The organism is Catenulispora yoronensis (assembly GCF_039531695.1).
GTDB classification, from domain to species: Bacteria; Actinomycetota; Actinomycetes; order Streptomycetales; family Catenulisporaceae; genus Catenulispora; species Catenulispora yoronensis.
The window spans coordinates 94,024-110,856 of the sequence record NZ_BAAAQN010000027.1 but is presented as its reverse complement, the minus strand read 5'-3'; the positions used below and the strand labels follow the sequence as shown (position 1 = coordinate 110,856).

The 16,833-nt window shown below is 71.7% G+C and carries 17 protein-coding genes; 5 read left to right on the top strand and 12 right to left on the bottom strand.

Annotated elements, in window-relative coordinates; translation table 11 throughout:
* The first annotated feature begins 2 nt into the window (after nt 1–2).
* Complete coding sequence (locus ABD481_RS22515; RefSeq protein WP_344667703.1) at nt 3–773, top strand: VOC family protein; 771 nt, start codon at nt 3–5, stop codon at nt 771–773.
* Nucleotide 774: 1 nt separating this feature from the next.
* On the opposite strand, the gene ABD481_RS22510 is transcribed toward ABD481_RS22515, so the two are convergent.
* From ABD481_RS22510 to ABD481_RS22490, 5 genes are all read right to left on the bottom strand, one after another.
* On the bottom strand, nt 775–1,158 hold the full coding sequence (locus ABD481_RS22510; protein ID WP_344667729.1) for a hypothetical protein: 384 nt from the start codon (nt 1,156–1,158) through the stop codon (nt 775–777).
* A gap of 420 nt (nt 1,159–1,578) precedes the next feature.
* On the bottom strand, nt 1,579–2,664 hold the full coding sequence (locus ABD481_RS22505) for an ABC transporter permease (RefSeq protein ID WP_344667702.1): 1,086 nt from the start codon (nt 2,662–2,664) through the stop codon (nt 1,579–1,581).
* A complete protein-coding gene (locus ABD481_RS22500; RefSeq protein ID WP_344667701.1) occupies nt 2,661–3,620 on the bottom strand; it encodes an ABC transporter ATP-binding protein in 960 nt (319 codons plus the stop codon). The genes ABD481_RS22505 and ABD481_RS22500 overlap by 4 nt, the downstream gene beginning before the upstream one ends.
* Nucleotides 3,621–3,651: 31 nt before the next feature.
* Complete coding sequence (locus ABD481_RS22495; protein WP_344667700.1) at nt 3,652–4,491, bottom strand: amidohydrolase family protein; 840 nt, start codon at nt 4,489–4,491, stop codon at nt 3,652–3,654.
* A gap of 3 nt (nt 4,492–4,494) precedes the next feature.
* Nucleotides 4,495–4,809, bottom strand: a complete 315-nt coding sequence (locus ABD481_RS22490; protein ID WP_344667699.1) for an L-rhamnose mutarotase — start codon at nt 4,807–4,809, stop codon at nt 4,495–4,497.
* A gap of 181 nt (nt 4,810–4,990) precedes the next feature.
* Between ABD481_RS22490 and ABD481_RS22485 the strand changes: the two genes are divergently transcribed.
* Nucleotides 4,991–6,049 (top strand): FUSC family protein, encoded by a 1,059-nt coding sequence (locus ABD481_RS22485; RefSeq protein WP_344667698.1) that lies wholly within the window; start codon nt 4,991–4,993, stop codon nt 6,047–6,049.
* Here ABD481_RS22485 and ABD481_RS22480 read toward each other — a convergent pair.
* The 4 genes from ABD481_RS22480 to ABD481_RS22465 form a co-directional block, all read right to left on the bottom strand.
* Complete coding sequence (locus ABD481_RS22480) at nt 6,044–6,370, bottom strand: hypothetical protein (protein ID WP_344667697.1); 327 nt, start codon at nt 6,368–6,370, stop codon at nt 6,044–6,046. The two genes, ABD481_RS22485 and ABD481_RS22480, sit on opposite strands and share 6 nt — an antisense overlap.
* A 64-nt stretch (nt 6,371–6,434) precedes the next feature.
* A complete protein-coding gene (locus ABD481_RS22475) occupies nt 6,435–7,229 on the bottom strand; it encodes a helix-turn-helix domain-containing protein (protein WP_344667728.1) in 795 nt (264 codons plus the stop codon).
* Between the two features lie 67 nt (nt 7,230–7,296).
* Nucleotides 7,297–7,809, bottom strand: coding sequence for a DUF6879 family protein (locus ABD481_RS22470; RefSeq protein WP_344667696.1), 513 nt, complete (start codon nt 7,807–7,809; stop codon nt 7,297–7,299).
* Complete coding sequence (locus ABD481_RS22465; protein WP_344667695.1) at nt 7,806–8,054, bottom strand: hypothetical protein; 249 nt, start codon at nt 8,052–8,054, stop codon at nt 7,806–7,808. The genes ABD481_RS22470 and ABD481_RS22465 overlap by 4 nt, the downstream gene beginning before the upstream one ends.
* A 268-nt stretch (nt 8,055–8,322) precedes the next feature.
* Between ABD481_RS22465 and ABD481_RS22460 the strand changes: the two genes are divergently transcribed.
* Together ABD481_RS22460 and ABD481_RS22455 are read left to right on the top strand one after the other, a co-directional pair.
* Nucleotides 8,323–9,507 carry an LLM class flavin-dependent oxidoreductase gene (locus tag ABD481_RS22460; RefSeq protein WP_344667727.1) on the top strand — a complete coding sequence of 395 codons (1,185 nt, stop codon included), beginning with the start codon at nt 8,323–8,325 and terminating at the stop codon, nt 9,505–9,507.
* Nucleotides 9,508–9,887: 380 nt separating this feature from the next.
* Nucleotides 9,888–10,556 carry an FMN reductase gene (locus ABD481_RS22455; protein ID WP_344667726.1) on the top strand — a complete coding sequence of 223 codons (669 nt, stop codon included), beginning with the start codon at nt 9,888–9,890 and terminating at the stop codon, nt 10,554–10,556.
* Nucleotides 10,557–10,583: 27 nt separating this feature from the next.
* Here the strand turns inward: ABD481_RS22455 and ABD481_RS22450 are convergent, their stop codons facing one another.
* Nucleotides 10,584–11,591 carry a beta-ketoacyl-ACP synthase III gene (locus tag ABD481_RS22450; protein ID WP_344667694.1) on the bottom strand — a complete coding sequence of 336 codons (1,008 nt, stop codon included), beginning with the start codon at nt 11,589–11,591 and terminating at the stop codon, nt 10,584–10,586.
* A gap of 115 nt (nt 11,592–11,706) precedes the next feature.
* On the opposite strand from ABD481_RS22450, the gene ABD481_RS22445 reads away from it, so the two are divergent.
* Nucleotides 11,707–14,034, top strand: coding sequence for a ThiF family adenylyltransferase (locus ABD481_RS22445; RefSeq protein ID WP_344667693.1), 2,328 nt, complete (start codon nt 11,707–11,709; stop codon nt 14,032–14,034).
* On the opposite strand, the gene ABD481_RS22440 is transcribed toward ABD481_RS22445, so the two are convergent.
* A complete protein-coding gene (locus tag ABD481_RS22440; protein ID WP_344667692.1) occupies nt 14,004–14,864 on the bottom strand; it encodes an SAM-dependent methyltransferase in 861 nt (286 codons plus the stop codon). The genes ABD481_RS22445 and ABD481_RS22440 overlap by 31 nt on opposite strands.
* Before the next feature lie 211 nt (nt 14,865–15,075).
* Nucleotides 15,076–16,749 carry an NsdA family TPR-like regulatory protein gene (locus ABD481_RS22435; RefSeq protein WP_344667691.1) on the bottom strand — a complete coding sequence of 558 codons (1,674 nt, stop codon included), beginning with the start codon at nt 16,747–16,749 and terminating at the stop codon, nt 15,076–15,078.
* Nucleotides 16,750–16,833 lie beyond the last annotated feature (84 nt).

The following is a 16,833-nucleotide window of genomic DNA, read 5'->3' as shown; positions in this document are numbered from 1 at the left end:
GCGTGGCACTACGACTCGTTCAGGTGAACATCAAGGCCGGAGACGACGCGGCCCTCGGCCGGTTCTGGGCCGACGCGCTCGGGTGGAGCCTCGACAGCGAGGAGCCCGGGGTGACCAACCTCGTGCCCGAGAACTTCACGTGGCCGGATCCGAGTGCCGTCTGCATCGACCTGGTGCGGGTTCCGGACCCGGAGACTGTCGACTATCGCGTGCGTCTTGAGCTCGCCACGGCGTCCGCGACAGAGCAGGAGAAGCTGGTCGCGCGGCTCACCGAGCTCGGGGCCAGGGCTGTCGACACGGGACGGGCGCATCCGGGAGACGTGGCGCTGGCTGATCCCGAAGGCAATGTGTTCTCCGTGCTGGGGCCGCGGTCGCTGTACCAGGACACCGGACCGATCGGCGCGGTGGTCGTCGAATGCGAGGACCCGCGCGCGCTGGCAGAGTTCTGGGACGCGGCCATGGACTGGACGCTGCACGAGGTAAGCGACGACCTGGCACGGTTCCGGTCCGGGCAGGGCGTCGGGCCGTACCTGGAATTCCGACGCCGGGACGGGGAGGAGCTCCGCCGGGGCCGGATCCACCTCGATGTGATGCCCTACGCCGGAGACGATCAGGGCACGGAGGTGGACCGGCTGCGCGGCCTGGGCGCCACGGACGTCGACCTGGGGCAGGGCGACGTGTCGTGGGCTGTGCTCGCCGATCCGGCGGGAAATGAGTTCTGCGTTCTGCGCTCACGCGGCGAGAGGATCGTCGGGGAACCGGCGGCTTCCTGAGCTACGACGGCTGGTCGGCCGAATACTCCGCCACGACCTCGATCTCGCCGACGATCGCGGCGTTGAAAGCGTCCAGCTCCTCCGCCGGAACCCACAACTCCAAGTGCGCGGCCCCGCCTGCGGACTGCGTCGGGTACCGGCGCGCGGTCGCCGTCGCGACCCGGAACCGGGTCACGGATCCGGTGCCGGACGCGGTCGTGTTCCAGTCGCGGGCGATCGTGGTCGCGTACTCCTCGTTGAGCACCGGATAGAAGATCGGCTGCTCCGGCAGGCGCGGCGGCCAGGCCTGGAAACCGGCGTCGCGCAGCAGGCTCAGTTCGTCCGGCCCGACCGGCCGCCACAGCGTGGTCGTCCCGTCCGCGTTCTCCTGGCGGCCCCGGCGCAGATCCGCGACCAACGCCGCGAGATGCGCGTCCTCGAAATCGGCCAGGTAGTCGGCCTCGGACACGAACGCCACCACCGCGCTGTCGCCGATCAGACGCAGCGCGGCGATGTTCGGGTGCTCGACGTCGGTGCAGGCTTCCGCCGGCTCCACCCGGGCGATGGCCCGGCTGATCTGCTCCGCGCTCAACGGGTAGGCCTTGCTGCCGCCTCGATGCCCGACCCCGTCCGCCAGCACCACGCCCGGCAGGTAGGCCCCGCGCACGTTGGTGCGGACCACCGCGCCGTCCGGCGTCAGCAGCCCCCACACGGCGGGGCGCTCCCAGCCGAGGGCCGCCTCCATGGCGGTGCGGACCTCGTTGATCGCGTCGATCGTCTCCCAGCGCTCAGTCACGCGCTCCACGCTAGACGATCGGTTCCCGGGCTAAGCGACGCGCACCCCACGTCCCAGGCGGGTGGCCGGTGTGCGGAGTCTGCGGATCGTCACGGTCACGGCGAAGGCGCCCAGCAGCAGGTCGAAGCCGAGGCCCCAGGGCCACACCGGGGACGGGTCGGCGGGATGGGCCGGGCATTGCGGGATCGTGGGCGTCAGCCGGTCGCCGATCGGCTGGTCGGAGGAGGAATAGACGGTGCCGCCGCACGGCAGCGAGGAGTCGGGCAGGGTGGCGTCGCGCACGCTGCGGCGGATGCTCCCCAGCGGATCGTCGGAGCGCTGGACGACGTCGCCGTTGTCGGCGCGCAGGGGAGGCAGCGCGGGCGCGGCGTCGGCCAGGATCACGAACGGGTTCGGGGACAGCAGCCACCACACCTCTTCCGGATGCCGGACGACACCCTGGGTCATGTAGTCGCTGCCGATGAGGATCGGCTTCTGCTCGGACGTGGCCGACAGCGCCAGGAAGTAGGTGATCAGGGTGCCGATGGTCAGGGCCGCGGTGGCCAGGTAGGACAGCAGGCCGGAGCTGATGCTGCGGGACATCAGGGCGGACAGCGCCTGGGCGACCGCGCAGATCACGCCGATCAGCAGCGCCACCACGGTCAGCGTCGCCACCGCGCTGAGGAATCCGACGCCGCCCTGGGCCACGGAGAACAGCACGAAGGGCACCGACAGCGCCAGGGCGACCAGGCCGACCGACCAGCCGGCCAGGAGTTTGCCGATGGCGATGTCGGTCGGGGACAGCAGGGTCACCTGGAGGGTGGCCAGGGTGCCGCGCTCGCGGTCGCCGTTGATCGACTGGGACGTCAGCGTCGGGCTGATGATCAGCATCAGGCCCAGGACGAACAGCATCAGGATGCCGAACATCTGCGGGCCGATGGAGGTGGTGTCGTGGACCATCGTCTCGCCGTTGTAGTAGCTGTCCCGGCTCGCGTTCAGCGACGTCGCCAGGAACCAGGTGAAGGCCAGCATCACGGCGGTGAAGCCGCCGAGGAGCCACTTCCAGCGGCCGGTGCGCAGGCGCATGCGGAACTCGTGGGCCGCGACGAGGCGGACGGCGTGCACAGAGGTGCTCATCGCCGGCCCTCCTCGGTCAGGGCCAGGTAGGCGGACTCCAGCGGGGTGCCGGTCGGGCCGAAGGCGAGGATCCGGACTCCGGCGCCGACCGCCTCGGCCAGCAGGTCGGAGGCCTGGTCCTCGGTCATCGGGGGCAGTTCGAAGCCGGCCGGGGAGGCGGTGCCGGCCAGGCCGCGCCCGGTGAGCACGGCTTCGAGGGCCTCCGGGTCCCGGGCCCGGATGCGCCACGGCACCCGCTGGTCGGAGCCGATGGCGGCCAGATCGGACATCTCGCGGGAGGCAACCACCTGGCCGGCGGAGACGAAGACGGCACGGTCGGCCATCTCGGCGAGCTCGGACAGGATGTGGCTGGAGACCAGGATCGCGACGCCGTCGGCGGCCAGGCGGCGCAGCAGATCGCGCAGCTCGATCCGGGAGCGCGGGTCCAGGCCGGAGGCGGGCTCGTCGAGCAGGAGCACGCGCGGCTTGTGGATCAGGGCCCGGGCCAGCGCGAGGCGCTGCTTCTGGCCCCGGGACAGCACGTGGACCGGGGCCAGGGCGAACTCGTCCAGCCGGACGGTGGCCAGCAGCGCCGGCACCGCCTGGGCCCGCTCGGCCTTGGAGAGCCGGTGCGCGTCGGCGAAGAACGCGAGGTACTCGTGGACCTTGAGCTGGTCGTACATCCCCAGCGTGTCGGGCATCCAGCCGGTGACCCGGCGGACCGCGACCGGGTCGGCCGCCGGGTCGACGCCGGCGATGCGGATGCGGCCGGCGGTCGGGGCCAGGAGGGTGGCCAGCATCAGCATGAGAGTGGTCTTGCCGGCGCCGTTCGGACCGACCAGCGCGGTGACCCGGCCGTAGGGCACGACCAGGCTCATGCCGCGGACGGCCCAGACCTCGCCGAAGCTCCGGGTCACGTCCTCGACGACGATCCCGGCCTCGGCCCGCGGCTCGGCGAGCTCTGCTTCCTCGATCAACGAACCCCCCGTGGTCGACGGATGTGACACGCTATTGGATGTCGTAGACCCCTGTCGCGGTTCCCTCAAATATGGACTGGCGTTCGGAGGCTGTGAAGTGGGCCGTGAGTTCCCGCGCGGCCTCCAGCACACGGGCGTAGTCCGCCGCCAGGTTGCTCACCGGCCAGTCGCTGCCGAACATCACCCGCTCCGGACCGAAGGCCTCCAGCACGACGTCGGCGTAGGGACGCAGTTCCGCGACGGTCCACCGGTCGAGGTCGGCCTCGGTGACCATGCCGGACAGCTTGCAGGCGACGTTGGGCGACGCCGCCAGGGTCCGCACGTCGTCCGCCCAGGGGGACAGCTCGCCGGCGGCGATCGCCGGCTTGCCGAGGTGGTCCAGGACGAAGCGCAGCTCCGGCACCGCCCGGGCCGCCGCGGCGCAGGCCGGGAGCTGGTCGGCACGCACGATCAGGTCGAAGGCGAGCCCGGCGGCCGCCAGGTGACGCAGGCCGCGCAGCGTGGCGGGAGCGGTGAGCCAGCCACCGTCCGGCAGATCCTGCACCTGATGCCGGAGCCCGACCAGCCACCGGCCGCCGGGCCCGGCCCGCAGCGCGGCGAGACGGTCGGCGAAGTCGGGCGCGGCGATATCGGTCCAGCCCACCACCCCGGCGATCAGATCGGATGTCTCGGCGAGCGCCAGCATCTCCGGCGTCTCCTCGGCCGCATGGATGGTCTGCACCAGGACGGTGGCGGCGACCCCGGCGGCGGCGACCAGCGGTTCGAGGTCCGCGAGGTGGAAGCTGCGGCGCAGGGCCGGCAGCCCGACGGTCCAGGCCTGGTCGCGGACACCGAGATCCCACAGGTGGTGGTGCGCGTCGATGATCCGCATCGGTCAGGCCCCCGCCGCCGGCAGCTCGAAGATCACCGGCAGCGGAGTGTCGCCGCCGAGCAGGGTGAAGTCCCGGAAGACGCCGACCTGGGCCTGCCAGGCGTGGTCCGCCTCCTGGTCGGCCAGGAACGCGGTGAGCGCCTCCCAGTCCTCGCACTCGACGAGGTGGAACAGGTCGACGCCGTTGCGCCAGATGGTCCAGCCGGTGCAGCCGCCGGCCCGGAGCAGCTCCGGGATCGCGGGCGGGATGTGGTCGTGCGCCTGTTCGTAGCCTGCTACGCCCTCGGGCTTCAGGCGGGTGTGGATGGCGACCCGCATGGCGATGCTCCTTGGATTCATCGGATCTTTGTCCGGTCGGCGTGAGTGTAGCTGGTGGGGGTGGGGTGGGGGTGGGGGCGGTGTGAACGCGGGGGGGTGTTGGTGGTTGCGAGGCGGGTCGGCGCGGCGTCGGGGCAGCCGGTGGTTGCGAGGCAGGGCGGCGCGTCGTCCAATGGCGGAGGTGAGGGAGCATGCGGGCCGCTTGCTGCGCTTCCAGCGGATCGAGATCGACGTCACCCGGCTGGTGCTGTCCGGCGTGGCACTGGCGCTGCCGGTCGCCGTGGGCGCGCTCACCCACCACCTCGCCGACGGCCTGACCGCCACGATGGGCGCCCTCCTGCTCAGCGCGGCCGGCCACGAAGGCGGCTGGCGAGCCCGCCTGACCGACATCGCCGCCTCGGCAACGGCTGGCGCCCTGACGGTGTGGCTCGGCGCGGTGATCGGCGCGTCCGCAGCCTGGGCCGGAGTGTGGATCGTGGCGGTAGCGTCCACCGCCGCACTGCTCGGCGGCATGGGAACACTGGAGGCACGGATCGCCGCCAACGCGACGGTGTTCACAGTGATCGGCGCCCACCTCGGCACCGGCCCGGACACCCCGGGCCACATCCTCCTGTTCATCGCACTGGGCATGCTGACCACCGCGGTGCTGACCCTGGGCAGCTACGCCGCCAGCCGCGCATTGTCACCCCTTTGGCGCACCGGCCTGGAGGGACCGCCGGGACTCGCGTGGCCGTTCCGACGCAACGTGGCGACCTGGCGAGCCGGACTCCGCACATGGCCGGGCTGGCAATTCCCGGTCCGACTGGGGTCGGCGATGGCGGTGGCCGAGGTAGTGGCGCACTTCCGGCCCGGGGAACACACGTACTGGATCGCACTGACCGTGTCACTGGTGGTGCTGCGCGACGAGGCCGCCGCACCGATGCGAGCAGCCGAACGCGGACTCGGCACCACGATCGGCGTACTGATCGGCGGCCTGCTGCTGGGAGTACTGCCGACCTGGGGCATGGTCGCGTTGATAGGCGCGATCGGCGCGGTACGCCCGTGGCTGAAGGCCGCGAACTACACGGCGTACGCGGCGGTGATGACACCCCTGATCACGATGCTGAACGAGCTCGGCCAGGACATGTCGTGGGCGGTGCTGCGGGAGCGGGTGCTGGACACACTGCTGGGGTGCGCGATCGGGCTGGGGGTGGGGTATTTGCCGTGGCGGGTGGGGCGGGGGCGGCGGCCGGGGTCATGAGCACGCCCCGGACAACCATCCGGACGAGCGATCCTCGGAGTACTCGATCATCAGCGGCTCCCACGAATGGAACCGCCCTGATGACGGGGACACATCCACGCCGGTGAGAGTGATGGCCTTGAGCGGCGCATTCTCCGCCGCCCGGACCGCCGCTGCCACGGCCCTCTCGATGTCCTGCACACAGGCGTACGTGTAGCGGGGGTGGTGATGCCCGCCGGTCACGTCCCAAGTGAACCGAACACCGAGGTGGCATTCGGCCTGCCCCCGCATGGTTTCCTGCTGGTCAGCGTCGCCGATCGCGGCCGCGGCGTCTAGGGTCATGTCCCCTACTGTGCGGAGTCACCGCCGAGCTCTCCACAGCCTTCCACGGGTTTCTACGCCAATATCAACCGAGGGCGTGGGCTGCGGCCGCGATCAGTGAGCGGACACCCGTTCCGGTCACGGTCAACGCGCCCAGCTCGCTGAACGCCTGTTCGTACAGGACGATCTCACTGGGCTGGGTCACCGTGAGGTATGCGCCGATCAGTTCCACCGTCACTTGCTCGGTCCCGTAGATCCAGAATCCCTCCGCGGCCCACCGCTGACGGCGCGACCCGGAGGGGATGACGCGCAGGCTGACATTTGGGTGCGTCGCGAGAATCGTCAGAAGGTGCTGGAGTTGAGCCGCCATCACGTCGTTGTCGGCTACCCGGGAGTTGAGTACCTGTTCCTCCAGGATGAATGAGAACGTCTTGGTTGGGTCGGACAGGATTCGTTGACGCTCCATGCGCACCTGTACTGCTTCTTCCACGTCGTCGGAGAGCCTCCGGCGAACCTGAACTGCACGGAGCACCGCAGCGCAGTACTCGCGTGTCTGGAGCAGCCCGGAGATCAGGGAAGGGCTGTAGGCACGGAACCGTGCGGTCCGCTCATAGACCGGTAGCACCTTCTCCTGCGCGGCGCGGAGCCCGGCGCGCTCAAGCCGTCGCCACTCGACATACGCACCCTCCGCTATCTGTAGCGCGGCGATCAAGCCTGGAACCTCCCCAGGGACATCGCAGGCGGCGCACCATGCCCGTACGTCGTCCTCACTCGGCGGCGTCACGGCGTTGACGATCCGGGAAACCTTCGATTCCTGCCAACCCAGCCGACGGGCGAGCTCCCTGCCGGTCCGGATGCCCGCGTCCTTCATCACCTCCACGAGACGGGCCGCGATGCGCTCACGGGCCTGCTGGACAGAGGAGTAGGGCGACGCGGGCAACGAGGACCTACTCGGGGATGTAGTCGCCGTGCGGGACGGCCAACATCCACGCTGCGTCGAACGACTCGACCGTGACCTTCACCAGCTCCGGATCAGTCCGACGCTCCACGCCCGGCTCCGGCCACGTACCGTCTCCGGCAAAGTGGTTCACCAGAACGACGCCGGAGTCGATGATCCAGCAGTCGAACGGCACCACGGCCACCGGCGGGCTCGCACGACGGCTCAGCCACCGCACCTGTTCGCCGGCCTCGATGTTCACAGCCGTCAGCGCATGCTCCCACCGGATGTAGTCGCTGACCGGCTCGGAGATGATCCGGAGCCGCCGGAACTCCACACCCCGGGCCGCCGCCTCGCGGACCACAGCCGCCCAGCCGCCCATGAACGACGTGTCCACTTCGCCGCGCTGTGTGTAGGCCTCGTAGGAGGCCCGGTGGACGTCGGACAGGGCGTAGGCGTCCCTGTGCTCCAGATGGAAGGCCGTGCGCGTGGCCTGCGCCAGCGCGTCCCGGATCAAGGTCACGTCAGCGCCTCCCGCAGGGCCGGGATGATCGACGCGGGAACCCGCACGATCGCCTCGTGGCCGGGGATGGTGTCCGGGCCGTGGTGGTGGCCCGGAGTGGATCCGGCAGCGTCCGCCATCCAGTAGTCCTCCTCCGAACCCACGTAGCCCTGCACGATCAGATCCCCCGACTCATCGTCCCGCCACACGGTCGGTGACCCGTCATCGGGCGTGTTCGGAATCTGCGCCAAGAACGTGAACGACATGATGCTCCTCCGGCAATCGTCGCGAACGGAGTGTCCGTTCCTACCAGCTTGCAGCCGGGGCGCAGCGGCCGAAAGGGAGCTTCTACGAGTTTCTACGCGTTCCCGAGCCATGCTCAGCGCCGTCCCCGAGCGCCCCGCTCCCCACCCCAATGTGGCGAACGAGACAGTCGCGACGCCCGGGATCGGGGTGCGCCGGGGAATATGATCATTCGGCACGCGGTTGAAGGGTTTGTTCAACTTTCAACTTGAGGAGGGTGCAGTGAGCCAGATGCAGTTCGGCGTCTTCACCGTGGGAGACGTGACGCCCGACCCCGCTACGGGTGTGGCGGCGACCGAACGTGAGCGCATCAAGGCCATGGTGGCCATCGCTGAGCATGCCGAGCAGGCCGGGTTGGACGTCTTCGCGACCGGGGAGCATCACAATCCGCCGTTCGTGCCGTCGTCGCCGACCACGATGTTGGGGTGGATCGCCGCTCGGACGTCGCGGCTGTTGTTGAGTACCGCCACCACGCTGATCACCACCAATGATCCGGTGAAGATCGCTGAGGATTACGCGATGCTTCAGCATCTGGCTGATGGCCGGGTGGACCTCATCATGGGGCGGGGCAACACCGGGCCGGTTTATCCGTGGTTCGGGAAGGACATCCGGGACGGCATCGATCTGGCGCTGGAGAACTATGCGTTGCTGCGCCGGCTGTGGGAGGAGGATGTCGTCGACTGGAGTGGTCGGTTCCGGACTCCGCTGCAGGGCTTCACCGCTACTCCGCGGCCGATGGACGGTGTGGCGCCGTTCGTCTGGCACGGCTCGATCCGGTCCCCCGAGATCGCTGAGCAGGCCGCTTATTACGGCGACGGTTTCTTCCACAACCACATCTTCTGGCCGAAGGAGCACACGCAGCGGATGGTGGCGCTGTACCGGAGGCGCTTCGCGCACTACGGTCACGGCACCGAGCAGCAGGCGATCGTGGGGCTCGGCGGACAGGTGTTCATGCGGCGGAACTCGCAGGACGCGGTGCGGGAGTTCCGGCCGTACTTCGACAACGCCCCGGTGTACGGCCACGGCCCCTCGCTGGAGGAGTTCATGGCCGAGACGCCGCTGACCGTGGGTTCGCCCGAGCAGGTGATCGAGCGCACTCTGGCGGCCCGCGACTACGTCGGCGACTACCAGCGCCAGCTGTTCCTGCTGGACCACGCCGGGCTGCCGCTCAAGAGCGTGCTGGAGCAGATCGATCTGCTCGGCGAGGAGGTCGTGCCGGTGCTGCGCAAGGAGTTCGCGATCGGCCGGCCGGCCGAGGTGCCGGACGCCCCGACGCACGCCGCGCTGGTCGCGAAGGCCGGCGGGAGCGGGTCGGCAAGGACCGGCTCGGCGGCGGACGGCTCAGCGGCGGACGGCTCGACGCGGGATGATGAACGGCTGGCTCAGTTCGACACGAAGGAGGCCATCGCACCGTGAGTGCTTACGAGGCGGCGGAGGCCCGCTACCGGGACGAGAACCCGGCGGCCGGGTCGGGCGGCGGCATGACCGGCGGCAGCGCGTGGTTCCACACGCGGCTGAGCGAGGAGCAGCCGGCCGCCGGGACGACGGACTTCACGTCGGGCCCGGGACCGCTGCCGAACGGGTCCGCAATGAACGGGTCCACGCTGAACAGGTCCGCGCTGAACGGACTGGAGGCAGCCGGCTTCGACGCCCTCGACCGGCCCGCCCTCGACCGCTCCGCCCTCGACCGCTCCGGCTTCGACCAGTCCGCCCTCGACCGCAACGTCTTCGGCGACCCCGAGTACGACGGCCCCGGCGAACTGTTCATCGACTCGGTCTTCGGCGCCGAGGCCGGCCTGCCCGCTTTCGGCGGCACGCCGCAGCGCACCGCGGCCGACGGTCCCGACGCCCTGCGCCTGGTGGTCGTCAGCGCCGGCCTCGGCCAGCCGTCGACCGCGCGGATCCTGGCCGACCGTCTGGCCGATGCCACGCGCGCCCGCGTGGCCGGGCGCGCGGTCGAGGTCGAGGTGCTGGAGCTGCGCGACCTGGCGCTGGACATCGCCGGCGCGATGGTCGCCGGGTTCCCGGGGGCGAAGCTGCGCGCGGCGCTGGACGCGGTGGAGGCCGCCGACGGCCTGATCGCGGTCAGTCCGATCTACACGGCCAGCTACAGCGGTCTGTTCAAGTCGTTCTTCGACGTGCTGGACAAGGACGCCCTCACCGGCAAGCCGACGCTGATAGCCGCGACCGGCGGCACCGCCCGCCACTCGCTGGCGCTGGACCACTCGCTGCGCCCGATGTTCGCCTACCTGCGGGCGTTCGTGGTCCCGACCGCGGTGTTCGCGGCGTCGGAGGACTGGGCGTCGGCGGGCGGCGAGGGCCTGAACGAGCGGGTCGACCGGGCCGGGGCGGAGCTCGCGGGGCTGATGGCCGGGGCTCCGGCCGCGGTCCGCAAGCCGCGGGACGAGTTCGAGGACGTCGTCCCGTTCGAGCAGCGGATGGCGGCGCTGCGCGCAGGGCTCTGAGACGCGCAGGGCTCTGACTCCGTCCCCCTACAACCGGGCCTTGCCATCCAGCTCCGGCCACGTGAACACCGCCGAGCCCCACGCCAGCCCGGCCCCGATCGACGTCACCAGCACCCGCTGGCCCACCGCGAGCCGTCCCGCGTCGTGCGCGTCGGCCAGCGCCAGCGGGATCGAGGCCGCGACCGTGTTCCCCACGTGCTCCAGGTTGGTGACCACGCGGTCGGCCGCGATCCCCAGCTCCCGCGCCACGCCATGGATGATCCGGATGTTGGCCTGGTGCGGCGCGAACCGGTCCACCGAGGCCGCCTCCCAGCCGGCGCGGTCCAGCACCCGGCGCGACGAGCCGGTCATCTCCCGCACCGCGCGCTCGAACACCGCCGGGCCGTCCATCACCAGGTAGGGGTCGTGGTTGGCGACCGGAAGGCCGAGGCGGTCGCGCGCGCCGCCGCCGGGCACCTCGACCGTCGCCACCTGGGTGCCGTCGCTGCCGAGGTCGAAGGACCGGAGCGCGCCGGGCTCGTCGGCGTGGCCGGCCCGCAGCACCAGCGCCCCGGCGCCGTCGCCGAAGATCGAGGCGGTGAGCCGGTCGCCGGGGTCCACCAGGGTGGTGAACACGTCCGCGCCGAGCACCAGCACCCGGTCCGCCATCTGGCCGCGGATCAGGGCGTTGCCGGTGGCCAGCGCGTGCACGAAGCCGGCGCAGACGGCGTTGACGTCGAACGCCGCGATGCCGGTGTAGCCCAGGCGGGCCGTCACCTCCGGCGCGGAGGCCGGGCAGAGCCGGTCCGGGGTGGTGGTGGCCAGCACCACGACGTCCAGCGGGCCGAAGCCGGCCATCTCCAGGGCCCGGGCCCCGGCCTCGGTGGCCAGGTCGACGGTCGAGCTGTCCCGGGTGACGTGCCGCGCGCCGATGCCGAGCCGGGTGCGGATCCAGTCGTCGGTGGTGTCCAGGCGCTCGGCGAGTTCGCTGTTGGGGACACGGCGTGCGGGCACAGCCCCGCCCACGCCTTGGACGACGGCCGCACGCTGGTTCACCCGCTTGATTCTCCGGGGTGCGAAGAGGACTCACATAGGACTTTCGCCATTAATTCACCCGTAAGGTGTAACTCGGGCTTGTTTCCTGCCGCCTCGCCGTCCCAAGGTGCTGATCATGGAATCTCCCTGGATCTTCTCCGCGTTCCTGGCGCCGGCCGGCGACCCCGGAACCGCCGGCGGCACCGACCCCGCCGGCACCGAGCAACTGCGGCAGATCAGAGCACTGCGCGGCCGCATCCTGTTCGACGGCGGCCGCCGGCCGGCCTTCCTCGAGCCCGACGACCAGGTGCAGGACCTCGGCGCCTGGCACTTCACGGCCCGGCGCGGCCTGGACGGCATGCACGGCCCGCCGCTGGGCTATGTCCGGCTCCTGACCCCGGCCACATCCGCCCGCTACCAGTCCCGCGAATACCTCGGCGAGCGGCAGTACGCGGAAGTGCTGGCGGCCGAGGGCCTGACCGACGAGACCGTGTTCGAGCACAGCCGCCTGGTGGTGGAGCACCGGGCCCGCAAGCTCGGCCTGGGCCTGCATCTCAACGCCCTGGCGATCGCCGCGGCGCACGAGCTCGGCGCGGCCGCGATGATCGGCACCTCCGGGACCGCCGACGGCCAGGACCGCTTCCACGGCCGGTTCGGCTTCCACCCGGTGCCGAGCACCCGGCGCTACGTCGAGAAGTACACCGAGGACGTCGTCATCCTGCTGCACCGGACCGTCGAGGGCGCCGGCGAGCACACCACCCTGGTCGAGGGCTACCGCCTGCTGTTCCGCGAGCTGATGGCCGAGGCGCTGGCCGAAGACCTGGCCGGTGGCCTGACTGAGAGCCTGGCCACCAGAGGCAGAGGCCTGACCGGCGATCCGGCCGGAGGCCTGGCCGGCACCGGAAGCGCCGCGACACCTGCTGCCGCAACACCCGCTGATGCGACACCCGCTGCCGCAACACCCGCCGATGCGGCGTCGCACTCGGCCGACGGCCTGAGCCATCCCGCCACGTCCCCGGCCACCGACGCCGACCTCGCCTCCCTCGGCCGTGGCTTCTCCGGGGGCCACGCCATCTCCCGCCTCTGGGGTGCCGAGGAGGCGGCTCGGGCCGTGGCCGCGGTGGCGCCCGGCCGGACCGCCCGCGCCGAGGCCGCCCATCAGCACCGGAACCCGCACCGCCACACCCCCGCCCCCTCCGGGCCGCCCCCGCGCCTGGCCGCGATCGGCTCCTCCGATCCGCACCGCTGGAAGCCGGTGCTGTTCCGCCCCGCGCGCCCCGACGACCGGGTCGCGCTCGCCGCCCTGCTGAACACCGGCGCCGTCCGCGAGGTCGTGGACACCGTCGAGAGCCAGGTGGAGGAGCTGATCCGGTCGCGGGAGCCGGGCCGGGTCTTCGACGCCGGGGAGCTGGCCGCGGCCCGCGCCGACCAGCTGGCCGGGGCGCAGCCCTGGGACTACGGCTCGTGGGCCTGGTACCCGTGGTCCGGGCGGCTGGTGCACGTGCTGCCCCGCGAGGAGTACCGGCTGGTCCGCACCGACCGCAACCGCGGCAAGATCGACCGCCCCGAGCAGCGGCGGCTGCTGGACCGGCGGGTCGGCGTGATCGGCCTGTCGGTCGGCAACAGCGCGGCGGTGACGCTGGCCCAGGAGGGCGTCGCCGGGGCCTTCAAGCTGGCCGACTTCGACACCCTCAGCGTCTCCAACCTGAACCGGCTGCGCGCCGGGCTGCACCAGGTCGGCGTGAACAAGGCGGTGCTGGCCGCCCGGCAGATGTACGAGATCGACCCCTACCTGGACATCGAGATCTTCCCGGCCGGGCTGACCGAGGAGAATATGAAGGAGTTCTTCCTCGGCGGGCACGGGCCGATCGACCTGCTGGTCGAGGAGTGCGACACGCCGTGGGTGAAGCTGGCCGCCCGGGAGGCCGCGCGCGACCTCGGGGTGCCGGTGGTGATGGACGCCAACGACCGCGGGCTGCTGGACATCGAGCGGTTCGACCACGAGCCGCACCGGCCGCTGCTGCACGGCCGGCTCGGCCCGCTGACCGCCGAGGACTGCCACGGCCTGACCCCGGCCGAGCGGGTCCAGATGGTGCTGGACATGGTGGACGCCGACCGGATCTCCCCGGCGCTGGCCGCCAGCTTCCCGGAGATCGGCCGGACCCTGAGCAGCTGGCCGCAGCTGGCCTCCGGGGTGGCGCTGGGCGGGGCGCTGGTGACCGAGGCGGCGCGCCGGATCCTGCTGGGCGAGCGCTGCGAGTCCGGCCGCTTCTACGTCGACCTGGAGGTGCTGATCGCCCCGGACCGGGACTGCACGGCGGAGATGGGCCGCCCCGGCTCGGACCGGACCGGGCTCAAGCGCCCCGGGCTGGACCGGCTCGGACTCGGCCGGCCCGGCCCGAGACCGGCCGGCGCCGGACCGGCCGGCCCGGGTCAGGCCGCGAGCCTGCCCAGCGCGCCGTAGAACCAGACGTCCTGGGCGTTCTCGGCGTCCTGCGGCTTGTCCGGCCGCCAGGCCGGCAGGTTCACGATGCCGGGATCCAGGATGTCGAAGCCCTCGAAGAAATCGGCGATCTGCTCCCGGGTCCGCGGGGACGGGTTCTTCATCACCGACTGGTACTGGCTCTGCACGTCCCGGACCAGATCGCCGGTGGCACCGTCGATGGTGGCGTGGGTCAGCGCCAGATAGCTGCCCGGCGCCAGCACCCGGCGGTACTCGGCCAGGACGCCCTTCGGGTCCTGCTTGTCCTCCACGAAGTGCCAGGCGGCCAGCGCGGTGATCGCCACCGGCTGCCCGAAGTCGATCAGGGAGGTGACGGTCGGGTGGGCGAGCACCCGCTCGGACTCGGCCATGTCGGCGTGCGCCGCGCCGGCGTTCGGGCTGTCCCGCAGGATGTAGTTGCTGTGGCTGACCGCCGGCGGGTCGTTGTCGACGTAGACCACCTTGGCGCCCGGGTCCACCGCGTGCGCGAGTTCGTGCACGTAGTGCTGGGTCGGGATGCCGCTGCCCAGGTCCAGGAACTGCCGGACGCCGGCGGCCAGCAGCACCCGCATGGCCCGGGCCAGCCACAGCCGGTTCTGCTGCAGGATCATCCGGCCGTTGGGCTCGATGGCCAGCAGCCGCCGCCCGAACTCCCGGTCCGGGGCGAAGTTGTGCTTGCCCCCGAGCAGGAAGTCGTAGAGCCGGGCCACGCTGAACACGTCGGTGTCGATGTTCGGCGGCAGGTCGTCGAACAACGGCTCGGCCTCGTGCGCGGCGCCGGTCACTCGGTGCGCTCCGGTGCGGTCGGTCATCGGTTCGTGCTCCTCGGGGAAGAAGGCGGGCACTGGTCGGACGGCGCGGGCCGATGCAGTCCTGGTCAGTCCTGTTCAGTCCTGGTCAGACCTTTCCGGCCGGTTCGGATTCGGGCCGGTTTCGGACTCGGGCTGGTTTCGGACTCGGACTTGTTCGGACCCGGACTTGTTCGGACCCGGGCCGGCACGGACTCGGACCCCTCCCACCCGCTCAGGCCTGCTCGGCGGCGTCCGGCGGCCGGATCCCGCCGAGGTCGGCCGCGCCGCGCTGCCTGCGGTAGCGGCCCATCCGGACGTCCAGGGCCTGCACCACCGGTTCGCTCTGGTACGGGACCAGCAGGTCGCGGGCCCGCTTCATCTCGGTGCCCAGGCGCTGCGATCCGGCGATCGTGGCCATCCGGGCCGCCTCGGAGAGCGCCTGGCAGGCCAAGGGCACGTCGCCGAACTGCGCCTGGGCCTGGGCCCGGCGGGCCATGGTCATGGCGTTGTTGTGCAGGTAGGCCGGGTTGAAGCGGGCCTGCGCCAGCACCCCGGCGTCGGCGGCCTCCACCGGGTGCCCGAGCAGCAGGTGGCACTCGCTCTCCCGGGCCCAGTAGAACGAAGGGCCGTAGAAGCCCCAGCGCTCGGCGGCCGGCTCGTTCCAGTCGATGCGCTGCATCTGCTTGCGTTCCCGCTCCAACGCGGCCAGGCTGCGCGCGCCCTGGCCGGCCGAGGCGTAGACCCGGGCGGTCATGTCGGCGGTGTAGGCCCGGGCGTGCCGGCTGGTGGTGCGCCGGGCGGCCTCCTCGGCGGCCTGGGCGTGGTCGATGGCGGCCTGGTGGTCGCCGGCGGACATGCTCAGGTGGGCCTGGGCGGCCAGCACGTTGGCCGCCAGCTCGTAGTCGTCGGCCTGGTAGGCGGCCTTGCGGGCGTCCTCGTAGTAGAAGGCCGCCAGCTTGTCCTGGCCCATGTTGAACATCATCCAGCCGAGCAGGTGCGCCAGGTCTCCGTAGACCACCCAGGCGCGGCCGGTGAGCTGGTTCGGCGCGTCCTTCACCACGGATTCCATCATGGACCGCATCGCCATGCCTGTCTGCACTGTCGCGGACGGTCCCAGGGCGGCGTTCTGCTGGCGCAGGCCGCCGACGATCACTCCGGTGTTGGCGACCATGGCCTCGTCGACCCGTCCGGCCGGCGCCGCCATCGCCCGGTCCGCGCCCACGGGCGCGGCCGCGGCCACCGCGATCAGGCTGGACAGGTTCAGCAGCGCCGAGCGCCGGGACAGCGAGTTCCCGCCGTCCGGCATTGTCATCAGAGAGCTGATTCCGGGGACGGAGGACACCGAGGAGAGCAGGTCCTCCGGGTCCTCGACCTCGGATCGGACCTCGGATCGGGCCTCTGACCTGACCCCGGACTGGATCCCGGACCGGAACCCGGCCGGGACCGGCGCACCCGCGGCCGTCAGCGGAGCGGACCCGGCGCTCGCGCGGGGCGGCGGCGCCAGCGGACCGGGCCCCGAGCCGGACTCGCGGACCTGGCTGAACGCCGGATGCCGTTGGGCCCCGTAGTCGTTCGAGTCCGAGAGCAGGTCCGCGACGCTGCACTCGTAGAGCTGGGCCATCCGGTCCAGGACCTCCAGCGACGGCGCGTAGCCGGTGGAGCTGGGCCAGGCCTCCCAGTAGGAGAAGTTCTTGAACGTCTTCGGATCCTCGGGCCAGCGCCGGGTCCAGCGGTCGGCGGCCTCCGGCTGGGTCCAGCCGCGGGCCTGGCGCAGCGCCACGCGCGCGTTCACGTGGAACCGGCGCTGGAACTCCCGGCCGATCTCGGCCCAGGAGTGGTCGGTGGCCCGCATCTGGTCGGCGAGCTGGGCCTGGATCTGCTTCAGGCTCCTGGGTTTCCTGCTCATCTTCTCCGGCGATCCCTGCCTCGGCGGTCGTCCCCCGCGCCGTCCGGACCCGTCACACTCCCCGTGCCTACTCGACTGTGCCGC